Annotated in this window: 12 protein-coding genes; 3 read left to right on the forward strand and 9 right to left on the reverse strand. The window is 71.6% G+C overall.

The window, feature by feature from the left end; translation table 11 throughout:
- Positions 1–5 precede the first annotated feature (5 nt).
- From E6R60_RS23525 to E6R60_RS23545, 5 genes are all read right to left on the reverse strand, one after another.
- The gene (locus E6R60_RS23525; RefSeq protein WP_136328614.1) at positions 6–926 is read right to left on the reverse strand and encodes a carbohydrate ABC transporter permease; all 921 of its coding nucleotides are present in this window, start codon (positions 924–926) and stop codon (positions 6–8) included.
- Complete coding sequence (locus E6R60_RS23530) at positions 923–1852, reverse strand: sugar ABC transporter permease (protein ID WP_136328615.1); 930 nt, start codon at positions 1850–1852, stop codon at positions 923–925. Before E6R60_RS23530 ends, E6R60_RS23525 begins: the two co-directional genes overlap by 4 nt.
- A 143-nt stretch (positions 1853–1995) precedes the next feature.
- A complete protein-coding gene (gene araD, locus E6R60_RS23535) occupies positions 1996–3723 on the reverse strand; it encodes an L-arabinonate dehydratase (RefSeq protein WP_136328616.1) in 1728 nt (575 codons plus the stop codon).
- Positions 3720–4622 carry a dihydrodipicolinate synthase family protein gene (locus E6R60_RS23540; protein ID WP_136328617.1) on the reverse strand — a complete coding sequence of 301 codons (903 nt, stop codon included), beginning with the start codon at positions 4620–4622 and terminating at the stop codon, positions 3720–3722. Before E6R60_RS23540 ends, araD begins: the two co-directional genes overlap by 4 nt.
- A gap of 32 nt (positions 4623–4654) precedes the next feature.
- Positions 4655–5311, reverse strand: coding sequence for a GntR family transcriptional regulator (locus E6R60_RS23545; protein ID WP_136328618.1), 657 nt, complete (start codon positions 5309–5311; stop codon positions 4655–4657).
- A gap of 266 nt (positions 5312–5577) precedes the next feature.
- Between E6R60_RS23545 and E6R60_RS23550 the strand changes: the two genes are divergently transcribed.
- Positions 5578–6786 (forward strand): MFS transporter, encoded by a 1209-nt coding sequence (locus E6R60_RS23550; protein ID WP_136328694.1) that lies wholly within the window; start codon positions 5578–5580, stop codon positions 6784–6786.
- Here the strand turns inward: E6R60_RS23550 and E6R60_RS23555 are convergent.
- Together E6R60_RS23555 and E6R60_RS23560 are read right to left on the reverse strand one after the other, a co-directional pair.
- Positions 6778–7947, reverse strand: a complete 1170-nt coding sequence (locus tag E6R60_RS23555; RefSeq protein ID WP_136328619.1) for a hypothetical protein — start codon at positions 7945–7947, stop codon at positions 6778–6780. The genes E6R60_RS23550 and E6R60_RS23555 overlap by 9 nt on opposite strands.
- Positions 7944–8888 (reverse strand): 5-dehydro-4-deoxyglucarate dehydratase, encoded by a 945-nt coding sequence (locus tag E6R60_RS23560; protein WP_136328620.1) that lies wholly within the window; start codon positions 8886–8888, stop codon positions 7944–7946. Before E6R60_RS23560 ends, E6R60_RS23555 begins: the two co-directional genes overlap by 4 nt.
- Positions 8889–9764: 876 nt before the next feature.
- Here E6R60_RS23560 and E6R60_RS23565 point away from each other — a divergent pair.
- Positions 9765–10574 carry an NAD(P)-dependent oxidoreductase gene (locus E6R60_RS23565; RefSeq protein WP_136328621.1) on the forward strand — a complete coding sequence of 270 codons (810 nt, stop codon included), beginning with the start codon at positions 9765–9767 and terminating at the stop codon, positions 10572–10574.
- Positions 10575–10651: 77 nt separating this feature from the next.
- Positions 10652–11890 (forward strand): TerD family protein, encoded by a 1239-nt coding sequence (locus E6R60_RS23570; protein ID WP_136328622.1) that lies wholly within the window; start codon positions 10652–10654, stop codon positions 11888–11890.
- 104 nt (positions 11891–11994) lie between these two features.
- On the opposite strand, the gene E6R60_RS23575 is transcribed toward E6R60_RS23570, so the two are convergent.
- The gene (locus tag E6R60_RS23575) at positions 11995–12225 is read right to left on the reverse strand and encodes a hypothetical protein (protein WP_136328623.1); all 231 of its coding nucleotides are present in this window, start codon (positions 12223–12225) and stop codon (positions 11995–11997) included.
- 270 nt (positions 12226–12495) lie between these two features.
- A complete protein-coding gene (locus tag E6R60_RS23580) occupies positions 12496–13974 on the reverse strand; it encodes an alkaline phosphatase PhoX (protein WP_136328624.1) in 1479 nt (492 codons plus the stop codon).
- Between the last annotated feature and the right edge of the window lie 9 nt (positions 13975–13983).

Below are 13983 nucleotides of genomic sequence, written 5' to 3' on the forward strand. Positions count from 1 at the left end.
GTGCGTCAGCCCTTCACTGCGCCGGCGCTGAAGCCGGTGATCAGCCACTTCTGGATGAAGGCGAAGACGATCACCACGGGGACCGCGGCGATCACACCGCCCGCGGCGAGCGCGCCCAGGTCGACGCTGTCCGCGCCGATGAGGGTGTTCAGGCCGACCGGGATCGTCTGCTTGTCCTGTTCGCTGAGGAACATCAGGGCGAACAGGAAGTGGTTCCAGCTGTGCACGAAGGCGAAGGAGCCGACCGCGATGAGGCCCGGCCGCAGCAGCGGCAGCACCACCGCGCAGAAGGCGCGGAAGCGCGAGCAGCCGTCCACCCAGGCCGCCTCCTCCAGCGTGACCGGCACGTTCTTGATGAATCCGCTGATCAGGATGATGGAGAGCGGCAGCTGGAACACCGTCTCGGCGATGACGACGCTCCCCAGGGAGTTGATCATCTGGAGGTTCTTGAAGATCTCGAAGAGCGGTACGAGCATCAGCGCGCCCGGGATGAACTGCGAGCAGAGCAGCGCCAGCATGAAGGCGTTCTTGATCTTGAAGTTGAACCGGGCGAGCGCGTAGCCGCCCGCCAGCGCGACGAGCGTCGTGCTGATCAGGGTGCAGACCCCGACGATCATGCTGTTCTGGAAGAAGACGGCGAAGCTGCGCTCGTTCCAGACCTTGGAGAAGTGCTCCCCCGTCATCGGCCAGGGCACCAGCGAGGTGGACCCCGAGGGGCGCACGGCGAACAGGAACATCCAGTAGAAGGGGACGAGGGTGAAGACGAGGTAGACGCCGAGCGGGACGTAGATCTGCCAGCGCGGCACGTCGTCGAAGGCGCGTTCGCGGCCGGGCCTGGTGCGCCGGTGCGGGGAAGGGGGAGGGCTGTCCTCGGCGGACGGCCGTGCGGCGTCGGTGCCGTGCTTCTCGGCCAGTGCGGCAGTCACTTGTGGTCGCCTCCGAACTTGCTCAGGCGCAGATAGACGATCGAGCAGAAGAGGAGGATCACGAAGGCGACGGTGGTGAGCGCGGAGGCGTATCCGAAGTCGTGGCCCTCGATGCCGGTGTTGGCGACGTAGAGCGGCAGGGTGGTGGTCTCGCCGGCAGGCCCGCCGCCGGTGAGGGTGTAGAGCAGGTCGACGTTGTTGAACTCCCACACCCCGCGCAGCAGCGTGGACAGGATGATCGCGTCCCGCAGGTGGGGCAGGGTGATGTGGAAGAACTGGCGCATCCGCCCGGCGCCGTCGACCGACGCCGCCTCGTACAGCTCCTTGGAGACGGACTGCAGGTCGGCGAGGATGAGGATGGCGAAGAAGGGGACCCCGCGCCAGAGTTCGGCGACCGTCGCGGCCCAGAAGACGGTTCCGGTGTCGGAGAGCACGGAGGTTCCGTAGTCACCGATCCCGGCGTCCGCGAGGTAGCGGCTGAACCCGGTCGAGGAGTTGTAGAGCAGGATCCAGATGGTGCTGGTCAGCACCCCGGAGACGGCCCACGGCGAGAAGACCATCGCACGGGAGATGCCGCGGCCGATGAAGCTCTGGTTGACGATCAGGGCGAGGGCGAGCCCGAGGGTGAGCTGGAGCGCGACCTGGACCACCACCCACTGGGCGCTGAAGCCCAGCGTCGTCCAGAACTGGTCGTCCTCGGTGAAGATCCGGGTGAAGTTGTCGAAGCCCGCGAAGCCGTTCCGCCACGGCTTCGTGACGTTGTAGTTCTGCAGGCTGTAGTAGAAGACGCTGATCACCGGATAGGCGATGAAGCCCAGCATCAGCAGCCCCGCGGGGGCGATCAGCAGGTACGGCAGTCGGCGTGGGCTCGCGGAGCGGCGCCTGGGCACCTTCGGTGGTGTGGCCACAGCGGCGGCTTGGGCCATGACACGTCTCCGTTCTCTCAGGTACGGGGGTGCGAGGTGGTGCTGAGGGTGCTGTGCGAGGTGGTGCGTGGCGTGCACAAGCGCTTACCGCATGCCGTTCGGCGGGCCGAACGAGGCGGGGCGCCGGAATTCCGGGGTGCCGTTCAGCCGGCGTAGGGGTCGGGGACTTCTCCCTGCCGGGCCAGGAAGGCGAAGTCGCAGCCGGTGTCGGCCTGGGTGATCTGGTCGTGGTACAGCGCCCCGTAGCCGCGCACGTACCGGGTGGCCGGTGGCGTCCACTCGGCCTCGCGCCGCGCCAGCTCCTCTTCCGTGACGTCGAGGTGGAGCAGGCGTGCCTCGACGTCCAGGGTGATGAGGTCACCGGTGCGGACCAGGGCGAGAGGTCCGCCGACATAGGACTCGGGAGCGATGTGCAGGACGCAGGCGCCGTAGCTGGTGCCGCTCATCCGGGCGTCGGAGAGCCGCACCATGTCCCGTACGCCCTGCTTCAGCAGGTAGTCGGGGATCGGCAGCATGCCGTACTCGGGCATCCCCGGGCCGCCCTTGGGGCCGGCGTTGCGGAGCACCAGGACGTGGTCCGGGGTGAGGGCCAGGGCCGGGTCGTTGATGGTGCGCTGCATCTCCTTGTAGTCGTCGAAGACGACCGCGGGACCGGTGTGGCGCAGCAGCCGGGGCTCGGCGGCGATGTGCTTGATGACCGCCCCGTCCGGACAGAGGTTGCCGCGCAGGACCGCGACGCCGCCCTCGTCGGCCAGGGGGTTGTCGCGTGCGCGGATGACGTCGCTGTTGTGCACGAGCGCGCCGTCGAGCTGGGCGCGCAGGGTGTCGTGCGCGACCGTGGGCCGGTCCAGGTGCAGGACGTCGGTCAGCCGGGCCAGGAACCCGGGCAGCCCGCCGGCGAAGTGGAAGTCCTCCATGAGGTACTTCCCGCCGGGCCGCAAATTGGCCAGCACGGGCACGGTGCGGGCGATGCGGTCGAAGTCGTCCAGGGTGAGCTTGACGCCGGAGCGGCCGGCCATGGCGATCAGATGGATGACGGCGTTGGTGGAGCCGCCGAGCGCGAGGACCGTGGCGACGGCGTCCTCGTACGCCTCCGCGGTGAGGATCGACGACAGCTTCCGCTGCTGCCACACCAGTTCGACGATCCGGAGGCCCGACTGCGCCGCCATCCGGTCGTGGCCGGAGTCGACGGCCGGGATGGAGGAGGCCCCGGGGACGGTGACGCCGAGCGCCTCGGCGGCGGCGGTGAGGGTCGAGGCGGTGCCCATCGTCATGCAGTGGCCGGGTGAGCGGGCGAGCCCGTTCTCCAGTTCGCCCATCTCGCAGTCGCCGATGAGGCCGGCCCGCTTGTCGTCCCAGTACTTCCACATGTCGGTGCCGGAACCGAGGACTTCGTTGCGCCAGTGCCCCGGCAGCATCGGCCCGGCCGGTACGAAGACGGCGGGCAGGTCGACGGAGGCGGCGCCCATCAGCAGGGCGGGCGTCGACTTGTCGCAGCCGCCCAGCAGCACCGCACCGTCGACGGGGTAGGAGCGCAGCAGCTCCTCCGTCTCCATCGCCAGCATGTTGCGGTAGAGCATCGGGGTCGGCTTCTGGAACGTCTCCGAGAGGGTGGAGACGGGGAATTCGAGCGGGAAGCCGCCGGCCTGCCACACCCCGCGCTTGACCGCCTGGGCGCGGTCGCGCAGGTGGACGTGGCACGGATTGATGTCGGACCAGGTGTTGAGGACCGCGATGACCGGCTTGCCCAGGTGCTCCTCGGGGAGGTAGCCCAGCTGGCGGGTGCGGGCGCGGTGGCTGAAGGAGCGCAGCCCGTCGGTGCCGTACCACTGGTGGCTGCGCAGCTCCTCGGGGGCGATGCGGCCGGTCATATGGACCACCCGGCGACCTGGTCGGCGACCTCGGCGCGCTGCGACTCGGGCAGCACCCGGCTGGGCGGGCGGACGTCGCGGCCGCACAGGCCGAGGGAGGCCAGGGCTTCCTTGACGACCGTCACGTTGTTGGCGGACTGCTGGTCGGCTCGCAACTCCTCGAAGCGGCGGATCTGCTCCCAGACCTTCATGGCCGCCGGATGGTCACCGGCCCGCAGCGCCTCCAGCATGGCCAGCGAGACGCCGGGGGCGACGTTGACGAGGCCGGAGGTGAATCCGGTGGCCCCCGCGGAGAAGTAGGCGGGGGCGTACAGCTCGGCGAGGCCGGCGACCCAGACGAAGCGGTCGAGTCCGGCGTCCCGGGCGAAGGCGGCGAAGCGCGCGGCGTCCGGGACGGCGTACTTGACGCCGATGACGTTGGGGCAGCTGTCGGCGAGGACCGCCAGGCACTCCCCGTCGAGGTGCGGGTTGCGGATGTAGGGGACGACGCCGAGCCCGGGAACGGCCTCGGCGATGGCCCGGTGGTAGTCGATCCAGCCGTCCTGCGAGACGTACGGGTGAACGGGCTGGTGCACCATCACCATCTCTGCGCCGGCGTCGCGGGCGTGCTCGGCGGCGGCGACGGCGGTCGGCACGTCGTGCCCGACGCCGACCAGGATCGTGGCGCGGCCGCCGGCCTCGTCGATGGTCAGCTCGGTGACGGTGCGCCGCTCCTCGGGGGTGAGCGCGTAGAACTCCCCGGTGTTGCCGTTCGGGGTGAGGATGCGTACGCCGCCGTCGAGCAGCCTGCGCAGCAGGGCGCGGTGCGCCTGCGTGTCGATGGCGCCGTCCCCGGCGAACGGGGTCACCGGGATCGCCACGACGTCTGCGAGGGCCGCCTTCAGCGGTGTGAGGTCCATGCGGACAGGCCTTTCGTCGGTGTGCTGCTGGTTCACGCCGCCCCGCCCCCGTCCACGTCGTCGGGGAACGCGCGGCGCACGAACGACGCGATGTGGTCGTGGAGAGCCCCGGCCGCCGCCTCCGCGTCCTCCGCGAGCGCGAGCCGCAGGATCTCCCGGTGCTCGGCCGCCTCCCGCTCCCAGGACGGGATGGCCGTCCACGCGACCGTCGAGACGAGCGCCGCCTGGTCCCGGACCTCGTCGAGCATCCGGGCCAGCAGCGGGTTGCCGCACGGGAGGTAGAGCGCCCGGTGGAAGTCCCGGTTGGCGAGCGACCTGTCGGCCTGGTCGCCCGCCGAGTCGGCGCGCTCCAGGGCCTCCTGGGCCGCGTCGAGCGAGGCCCTGCGGGTGATGGAACGGCGCAGCGCCTCGGGCTCGAGCAGCAGCCGCACGTCGTACACCTCTCGGGCCATGGACGCGTCGACCAGCCGCACGATGGCGCCCTTGTACTGGCTCATGACGACCAGGCCGGTCCCGGCGAGCGTCTTGAGCGCCTCACGGACGGGGGTCTTGGACACCCCGAACTGCGCGGCGAGTTCGGTCTCGACGAGCGCCTGCCCTGGTCTCAGCTGCGCGGTCAGGATCGCGTGCTTGATCGCCTCCAGCACGTACTGGGTGCGGGACGGAATCGGGGTGGGCGCAAAGGTCATGAGTGAAGGGCTCTCGCATCTCGCGTATCGCGTCTCATATATGACGTACGAAGTACGACGCGATGAAGCTAGAGGCGGCGCGAATGTTTCGTCAACGCTTCTGACAGAAGAAGTTCACCGGACTACGACGTGTGCCGTACACCGATCCCATGGCCCGGCCGCCTCCGCCGCGCGGCGTACGGCATCTGCCCGATGCTCCGCAACGGCCTTACGGGACAGCCTGATTGCCTCATGAAGGCGCAGGTCAGGGAGGTTCGGTGGGCGCGATGACGGGATCGGCGACGGGGCGCGTACTGCGGGACGGGACAGCGGCCCTGTTCCTCGCGGCGATCGTGGTGTCCGGATTCGGCAGCACCGCGATGTCGCTGGCCGCCGGCGTCTGGGTCAAGTCGCTGACGGGCTCGGACAGCCTGGCGGCGCTCGCCCTGTCCGCCGTCTGGCTCCCGGTGCTCTTCGGGCCGGTCATCGGGACGGTGGCCGACCGGCTGCCCAGGAAACCCCTGCTGGTGGGATCGAACCTCGTCATGGCCCTGCTGCTGACCACGCTGACCGCGGTGGACTCGGCGGGACGGATCTGGCTCCTGTTCGCGGTCCTCGTGGTGTACGGGACCAGCTACGTCCTTAACGACGCCGCCGAGTCGGCGGTGGTCGCCCAGGCCGTGGACACCCGCCTGCTGGGCGATTTCAACGGCCTGCGGATGATGGCCAACGAGGGCATGAAACTGGTGGCCCCGCTCACCGGCGCGGCGCTCTACGCCCGCTTCGGCGGCGGCGCCGTGGCCCTGCTGGACGCGGCCTCCTTCGCCCTGGCCGGGGGGCTCTACGCACTGCTGCGCGTACGGACGCCCGCCCCGGCCGCGGACCGCGGGGGCGGGCGGCGCTCCGGGCTGCGGCAGCTCCGGGACTCGCCCGTTCTGGGGCCGCTGGTGCTCGCCGGATCGGTCACGATGCTGTGCGCCGGACTCAACGGGGCGGCGCTCTACGCCGTCGTCGACAAGACGCTCGGCCACTCCCCCGCGTACGCCGGTGTGCTCTCCGCCGTGCAGGGCGCCGGGTCCGTGACGATCGGTCTGCTGGCCGGACCGCTGCTGCGGCGGCTGCCGGAACGGGTGTTCACGGCAGCGGGGATCACCGCGTTCGCGGTGGGCGTGGGGCTGCGGGCCCTGCCGTACGACGCGGTCGCGCTCCTCGCCTGCGGCCTGATCGGGGCGGGGCTGCCGTGCGTGCTGATCGCCGCGATGACGGCGGTGCAGCGGGAGACCCCGGACGCCGTCCTGGGGCGGACGGCCGCGACCGCGGGCACGCTGATGATGGCGCCCAACGCGGTGGCGCTGGCACTCGGCGCGGGGCTGGTCTCCCTGGTGGACGTGACGGTGCTGCTGCCGCTGGTGGGCGCGGCGGCCCTGCTGACGGCGGCCTGGCTGGTCACGGGCCGGCGGGGTTCCGTCCCCGCCGGCCCGCGCGTATCAGCCTGAGAGCGCTGCGGCGACGGCCGCGAGGTCCGGTCCCGAGGCCAGCCCCGCGTGGTACAGGCGCAGTTCGTTCGCGCCGAGCGAGGCCGCGTGGGCGGCGTCTCCCGCCAGCGTCCCGGGGCTGCCGCCCATCCCCCGCACCACGGTGAGGTTGGCCGCGAGGACGCCGCCGCGACCGGCGAACGGGCCGAGCACGGCCTCGCGCGCCGCGTCGTCGCCGGTGCAGGGGAGCACCACGCCGTCGGCCACGGACAGGATGTGCTCCGGGTCGACGCCGACGTTGGCGCCGGAGCGGTACGGGGCGGGGTCGGCGTGCAACAGCACCTGGAACCCGGTCCCGGCGGCCGCCCGCACCGCGGCGACCACCGACTCCTGGAGCCCGCGGGCCACCCCGGTACGCCACCGCAGGGTGGCGGCGGCGAGATCGGCGCCGAGCAGCTTCTCGACACCGCCCCAGCCCGCTTCCGGCGCCCCGGCGCCGGACCACACCGGCTCCAACGCCCGGCGCACGGCCCGGCCCAACTCCTCGGCGTCCAGGCCCTGCCCGCCGTACCCGGCCCGGCAGTCCGGGCAGAAGCACAGCGACATCAGGTACTGCGCCGCGTCGCCGAGGCCGACGCCCGCGATCTTGTCGTGGGCGTGCAGATGCGCGAAGCCGTACCAGCCGCACGACTCCAGTTCCGTGCCGCGCGCCCCGTCCCGTACGGCCGCCTCCGCGGCCAGGTCCACCAGGTACGCCCGGACCTCGGGCTGCGCGATGCACGGGGCCCACGGGTACCGGTCCCCGTAGGCGTTGACCACGGACGTCTCCGGATGCTCCGCGCCCATCCGGGAGTTGTGCGCGAGCACGACCCAGCTGTGCACGTCGAGCCCGGCTCCCGCCAGCGCCCCGGCCGCCTCCGCGTAGGCGTCGACCGCATCGACCCAGGACTGCGGGTACGGGCGCAGCGTCCGCCCCGCCCACCGGTCGGCGTCCGGCGGGTAGAGCACCGCGGCGTGCTCCGCCGTGACGATGCGGCGGGCGGGATGGCGCGGGGTCAGCGCCCGGGTGGAGTGGTAGGCGGCGGCGAGCGTCACCTGCTGGACGCCGAGCCCGGCGACGCGCTCGGCCGCGCCCGGGTCACCGACGACGTCCCACGGATACAGGAAGACGGAGGTCTTCACCCGCGCTCCCCCAGCAGGGCGCGGCCGGCCTCGATGATCGCCGTCAGCTCCTTGATGTGCGCGGCCGGCGGCTCGGTGAGCGGGCTGCGCACCTCGCCGACGTCCAGGCCCTGGAGACGGACGGCCGCCTTGACCAGCGAGACGGCGTAGCCGCGGCCCTGGGCGCGCAGTTCGACGAGCGGACGGTAGAACGTGTCGAGCAGCGCGTTGACGAGGCCGTCGTCGCCGGACTCCAGGGCGCGGTAGAAGGCCAGCGCGATGTCGGACGCGAAGGCGAACACGGCGGAGGAGTAGAGCGTGACGCCGATGCCCCGGTAGGCGAGGCCGGTGAGCTCGGCGGTGGGCAGCCCGTTGAAGTAGAGGAACTCCCGCCCGGGCAGCCCGGTGCGGACGGCGCTGACGATGCGCTGCATCAGGTCCAGGTCGCCGTAGCCGTCCTTGAGTCCGATGATGCCCGGCGTCTGGGCCAGCGCGACCACGGTCTCGGGCGTGAAGACCGCGTTGTCGCGCTGGTAGACGATCGTCTCCAGGCCGGTGGCGGCGGCCAGCGCGGTGTAGTGGGCCAGCAGCCCTTCCTGGTCGGCGACGACCAGGTACGGCGGCATGGCGAGAAGGCCGTCCGCGCCGGCCTCCTCGGCGAGCTTCGCGAACTGGACCGCCAGCGCGGTGCCGTATCCGGCGCCCGCCACGACGGGCACCGCCCCGGCGGTCTCCTCGACGGCCGCGGCGACGACGAGGCGGAACTCCTCGGGCGTCAGTGCGTGGAACTCACCCGTGCCGCAGCACGCGAAAACGGCCGCCGCACCGGCGTCGACGCCCTTGCGCACGTGCGCACGGAAGACGTCGAGGTCGACGGAGCCGTCCGGCCCGTAGGCGGTGACGGGAAAGAAGAGCGGCCCGGCGACAGCGGTGAGTCGGGCGGCGAGTGGGGCTGAGGTCACGGGCGCTCCCTGAGCGGATGCGGATGCAGGCGTGCACAGTTCTGACTGACGTCCATACTTATGAACGTACGCTAGCCAGGGAGCCGCCGCGGGTCAAGACGACTGCCCCCGCCTTGCCCCTGCGGGGGGCGGGGCGGGGCCCTGCGGGGTGCGGGTCCCCTTGCGGGGGCGGGGCCCTTGCGGGGCGCGGCGCCCTGTTTTCGTTGCCCCTTGCCGGGGCGGGGGGTTCCGCCCTCAAACGCCGGACGGGCTTGAGATGCGCGGGTGCACCGTGTTGCGGAGGCGCCCTGACCCGGTGGGTGGGGGTTCGGGGTCCCTCCGGGGCGTCTCCTCAAACGACGAACGTTCCGCCGGTACGCAGCGGACCCGGGTCGATGTTCGTCGTCCTGCGGGGACTCCCCTGCACGCCCCCGAACCTGCCCGCCGTGCGTCTGCGACAGTCGCAGGGCCGGTGTGCACACGCGACTGAGGCCGGGTGGGGGCGTGCAGGGGAGTCCCCGCAGGAAATGGCGTACGACCCCAGCCGTTTTCCCACCCAGCCGCACACGCCATTTCTGAGGAGTCTCCCCGGAGGGCCCCCACCCCCACCCACCGGACAGAGGCGAACACCCGCACAACACGGCGCACCCGCACCACCACAGCCCGTCCGGCGATTGAGGACGGAACCGGCCCGCCGGAGCACCGCCGCCCCGCGGAGCACCCGCACGCCGCAAGGGGACCCGCACCCCGCAAGGGGACCCGCACCCGCGAGGGTCGCCGGGCGACCTTGACGCAAAACCCCACCGCTCCGTAACTTGTCCACGCATGTGAATGCAGTCCACGGACCCGGCGAGCGAAGCCGCCCCCGCCGCCCCCGTACATCGAGGAGATCCGCGAATGACCGCTCCCCGCACCGTCCTGCTCACCGGCGCAGCCGGCGGTCTCGGCACCCTGATGCGCGGACTGCTGCCCGCTCACGGCTACGCACTCCGCCTGCTCGACATGTTCCCCATCGAGGGCGAGCCGGACGCGATCACGGCGGACCTGGCCGACAAGGAGGCGCTGCGCGACGCGGTGCGGGGGGTCGACGCGATCATCCACCTGGCCGGCATCTCCCTGGAAGCCTCGTTCGACAAGATCCTCCGGTCGAACATCGAGGGCACGTACAACCTGTACGAGGCCGCCCTCGCGGAGGGCGTGCGGCGGATCGTCTTCGCGTCGTCGAACCACGCGATCGGCTTCACCCCGCGGCCGCGCGACGGGGACCCGCTCATCCCCGTCGACACCCCGCGCCGCCCGGACACGTTCTACGGCCTCTCCAAGTCGTTCGGCGAGGACCTCGCGCAGCTGTACTGGGACCGGCACGGGCTGGAGACCGTTTCGGTGCGGATCGGCTCGTGCTTCCCCGAGCCGACGTCCGTCCGGATGCTGTCGGTGTGGATGAGCCCCGCCGACGGCGCCCGGCTCTTCGACGCCGCGCTCACCGCGGAGAACGTGGGGCACACCGTCATCCACGGCTCCTCGGACAACACCCGCCTGTGGTGGGACCTGTCGACGGCCCGCTCCCTCGGCTACGAACCGCAGGACGACTCGGAGGAGTACGCGGCGAAGCTCATCGCCGAGCAGGGCGAGCTCGACCCGGACAATCCGGACCACGCCCACCTCGGCGGCCACTTCTGCACCAACCCGCCGATCTGGCCGTACTGAGCGGATGGTGCCGCCGTACGGGCGAAGCCGGCCGAAGGTAAGGGAACGGCAAAGCCGGGTCATTCGTTACCCCCTGCATGACCGCTATGACACCCGGCTCGAACATCCCCCTCTCCGCCCTCCGCGTGACGGTGGACGTCGCCGCTCCCGTGCGGCTCGACGTGTCGGGCCTGCTGCTCACCGCCGACGGCAAGGTGCGATCCGACGAGGACTTCATCTTTTACAACCAGCCCGCGGGCCCCGGTGTGACCTACCGTTCCGGCGGCGGTTCCGCGCCGGACGCCATCGTGGTGGACACCGCCGCCGTGCCGCCCGCCATCGAGAAGATCGTCGTCACGGCGAGCCCGGACGGGGCGGGGCAGACCTTCCAGGGCGTCGAGCCCACCGCCACGGTGCGCAACGCGGACGACGGCAGTGTGCTGGCCACGTTCACCCCGCCCCGGCTGGGTGCCGAGACCGCGCTCGTGGTCATGGAGATCTACCGCCGGGCCGGCGCGTGGAAGGCCCGGGCGGTCGGCCAGGGCTATGCCGACGGACTGGCGGGCATCGCCACCGACTTCGGCGTCTCGGTCGAGGAGGAGCCCGCCGCCGCGCCGGTCGCGCCCCCGGCCCCCGCCGCCGCGCCGGTCGCGCCCCCGGCCCCCGCCGCCGCGCCGGTGGACCCGCGGATCGCCGCTCCCCCGGTGGCGGCCGCTCCGGCGGCCCCGCCCGCCGCACCCCCGGGGCCCCCCGCCTCGGGCAAGATCAACCTGGACAAGGGCCGGGTCAGCCTGCAGAAGAACCAGACGGTGTCGCTGGTCAAGGGCGGCCGCCCGCTGCTCTCCCAGGTCAAGATGGGCCTCGGCTGGGAGCCCGCGTTCCGTGGCAAGGACATCGATCTCGACGCCTCGGTGATCGCCTACGGCCCCAGCCGCAACCACCTGGACAGCTGCTACTTCGGCAAGCTCTCCATCCTGAACGGGGCCATCAAGCACTCGGGGGACAACCTCACCGGTGAGGGCGCCGGAGACGACGAGGTGATCGTCGTGGACCTGGGCCGGATCCCCCCGGAGGCGACCGGCCTGGTGTTCACGGTCAACTCGTTCACCGGCCAGAAGTTCACCGAGGTGGCGAAGGCCTACTGCCGGCTGATCGACGCGGCCACCGGCGAGGAGCTGGTCCGCTTCGATCTGACGGGTGCCGAGCCGCAGACCGGCGTGATGATGGCGAAGCTGATCAAGCAGTTCTCCGGTGAGTGGGAGATGACCGCGATGGGCGACTTCGTGAAGTCGCGCACCGTCCGCGGCATGGTCAAGCCCGCCGCCCAGTCCCTGTAGGGGCGGACGGAAACGTCTTCAGGGGCACCCGGCTGACGCGGGTGCCCCTGAAGGGCGGTCGGCGAGAGAAATACGGCGTACGCGGCGCGTGCTCGTCGCTTCTCTCAGAGCTTGGTCAGCTTGGAGTACGGGCTCAGGATCCTCCCCTGTCGCCCCGAGAAGTCGATGAGCACTGCGTCGTTGTCGCCCTCGACAGCAAGGACTCGGCCGAGTCCGAACTGGTCGTGCGACACCCTGTCGCCCACATCGAACATTTCGACCGGTGGGGCCGCCTGGGCCGGGCGGTTGAAGGGACTGGAAGGCAGGTGACGCCGGGATCCGGCTGACTGTTTCATTACCTTGAGTATGCGCCCTGGAAACGCCCGACGCCATGCCCGACCGCTCCTGGGGCCGCACTGATGCCGGATTCGTAATCAGCGGTTCCGGGACGGTGGGCCGCTCCTCCCCGCTTCCGCCAAGGGCGCCGGCCGTGCGGCGGCGTCCGCGGAACCGGCCCGGATGTGGCGGTTATCGCTTCCCCGCGGGGCGTGGTGGGCGGGCACCGGACCGGCCCGCTCCGGTGCGGCGGTGCCGCCGCGGGAGCGGGCCGGTCCATCCGCTGGGGGTTACTGCTCCCGACGCGGGTGGCGCTTCCACGGACCGGTGATGGCCAGCATGATGCCGGGCGTCTGGATGTTGGCGAAGAGCGTCCTGCCGTCGGGCGAGAACGTCACGCCGGTGAACTCGCTGTACTCCGGCTCGGCCTCCGTGCCGATGTTCAGCTCGTTGCGCGCGATGGGGTAGGTGCGGCCGCTCTCGGTCGCCCCGAACAGGTGCTGGACGCCCTCGCCGTCCTCGGAGATGACCAGGCCGCCGTAGGGCGAGACGGTGATGTTGTCCGGGCCGTCGAAGGCCCCGTCCTTGGACGGGTCCGCGTTGACGCCCAGGAGCACCTTCAGCGTCAGCGTGCGGCGCTTCGGGTCGTAGAACCAGACCTGGCCGTCGTGCGCGACGGGGCTCTCGCCACGGGCGAACGAGGAGACGACGTAGGCGCCGCCGTCGCCCCACCACATGCCTTCGAGCTTGCGGGCGCGGGTGACGTCCTGGGCGCCGAACTGCTTGCGCACCGAGACGGTCTTCGCGTCGCGGTCGGGCACGTCGACCCAGTCCACGCCGTACACGGTGCCGATCTGCGTGGCGCGCGAGAGGTCGTCGACGAACTTTCCGCTCTTGTCGAAGCACTTGGTGGCCTGGAGGACACCGGCGTCGTCGGCGAGGGTGCGGAGCTTGCCGCGGCCGTGCTCGAAGCCCTGCGGCGGCACCCAGCGGTAGAACAGCCCGTTGGGCCCGGAGGCGTCCTCGGTGAGGTAGGCGTGACCCCGCTTGGGGTCGATGACGACGGCCTCGTGGGCGTAGCGGCCGAACGCCTTGATCGGGCGCGGATCACGGTTGGCGCGCTTGTCGTACGGATCGACCTCGAAGACGTAGCCGTGGTCCTTGAGCAGACCGTTCTTCCCGGCCTTGTCCTCGGTCTCCTCGCAGGTCAGCCAGGTGCCCCAGGGGGTGGAGCCGCCGGCGCAGTTGGTGGAGGTGCCCGCGATGCCGACCCATTCGGCGGTGCGGCCGTCGCGGCGGGTCTCCACGACGGTGCAGCCGCCGGCCGCGACCGGGTCGTAGACGAGGCCGTCGGTGAGCGGGACCGGGTGCGCCCAGCCGGCCCGGGTGCCGTTCAGCTCGTGGTTGTTCACCAGGAGGGTCACGCCGCGCGCACCCTCGAAGGCGGCCGTGCCGTCGTGGTTGGAGGGGGTGTACTCACCGGTCTCCAGCTTGGTGACGCCACTGTGCGTGATGACCTTGTACGAGAATCCGGCGGGCAGCGCCAGTATGCCCTTCGGGTCGGGCAGCAGCGGCCCGTAGCCGGGCTCGCGGCTGTGCCCGTGTCCGTCGTGGTCATGACCGTGGCCTTGGCCTTCGTGGCCGTGCTTCGAGTCCTCGGCGGCGAGGGCGCCGGGTGCGGTGGCCAGCGCGGCGACGGTTCCGGTGAGGGCGATGCCGGCACCGGTGAGGGCGGACTGTCTGGTGAATTCCCTGCGCGTGAAGGCCATCACGTACTC

The organism is Streptomyces sp. A0642 (assembly GCF_004795105.1).
Classification (GTDB): domain Bacteria; phylum Actinomycetota; class Actinomycetes; order Streptomycetales; family Streptomycetaceae; genus Streptomyces.

Excerpts from the sequence above, each read along its gene's own strand:
- E6R60_RS23530 (WP_136328615.1), bottom strand. The coding sequence starts at position 1,852 with ATGGCCCAAGCCGCCGCTGTGGCCACACCACCGAAGGTGCCCAGGCGC.
- araD (WP_136328616.1), bottom strand. The coding sequence starts at position 3,723 with ATGACCGGCCGCATCGCCCCCGAGGAGCTGCGCAGCCACCAGTGGTAC.
- E6R60_RS23540 (WP_136328617.1), bottom strand. The coding sequence starts at position 4,622 with ATGGACCTCACACCGCTGAAGGCGGCCCTCGCAGACGTCGTGGCGATC.
- E6R60_RS23545 (WP_136328618.1), bottom strand. The coding sequence starts at position 5,311 with ATGACCTTTGCGCCCACCCCGATTCCGTCCCGCACCCAGTACGTGCTG.
- E6R60_RS23550 (WP_136328694.1), top strand. The coding sequence starts at position 5,578 with ATGACGGGATCGGCGACGGGGCGCGTACTGCGGGACGGGACAGCGGCC.
- E6R60_RS23565 (WP_136328621.1), top strand. The coding sequence starts at position 9,765 with ATGACCGCTCCCCGCACCGTCCTGCTCACCGGCGCAGCCGGCGGTCTC.
- E6R60_RS23570 (WP_136328622.1), top strand. The coding sequence starts at position 10,652 with ATGACCGCTATGACACCCGGCTCGAACATCCCCCTCTCCGCCCTCCGC.
- E6R60_RS23575 (WP_136328623.1), bottom strand. The coding sequence starts at position 12,225 with ATGAAACAGTCAGCCGGATCCCGGCGTCACCTGCCTTCCAGTCCCTTC.
- E6R60_RS23580 (WP_136328624.1), bottom strand. The coding sequence starts at position 13,974 with ATGGCCTTCACGCGCAGGGAATTCACCAGACAGTCCGCCCTCACCGGT.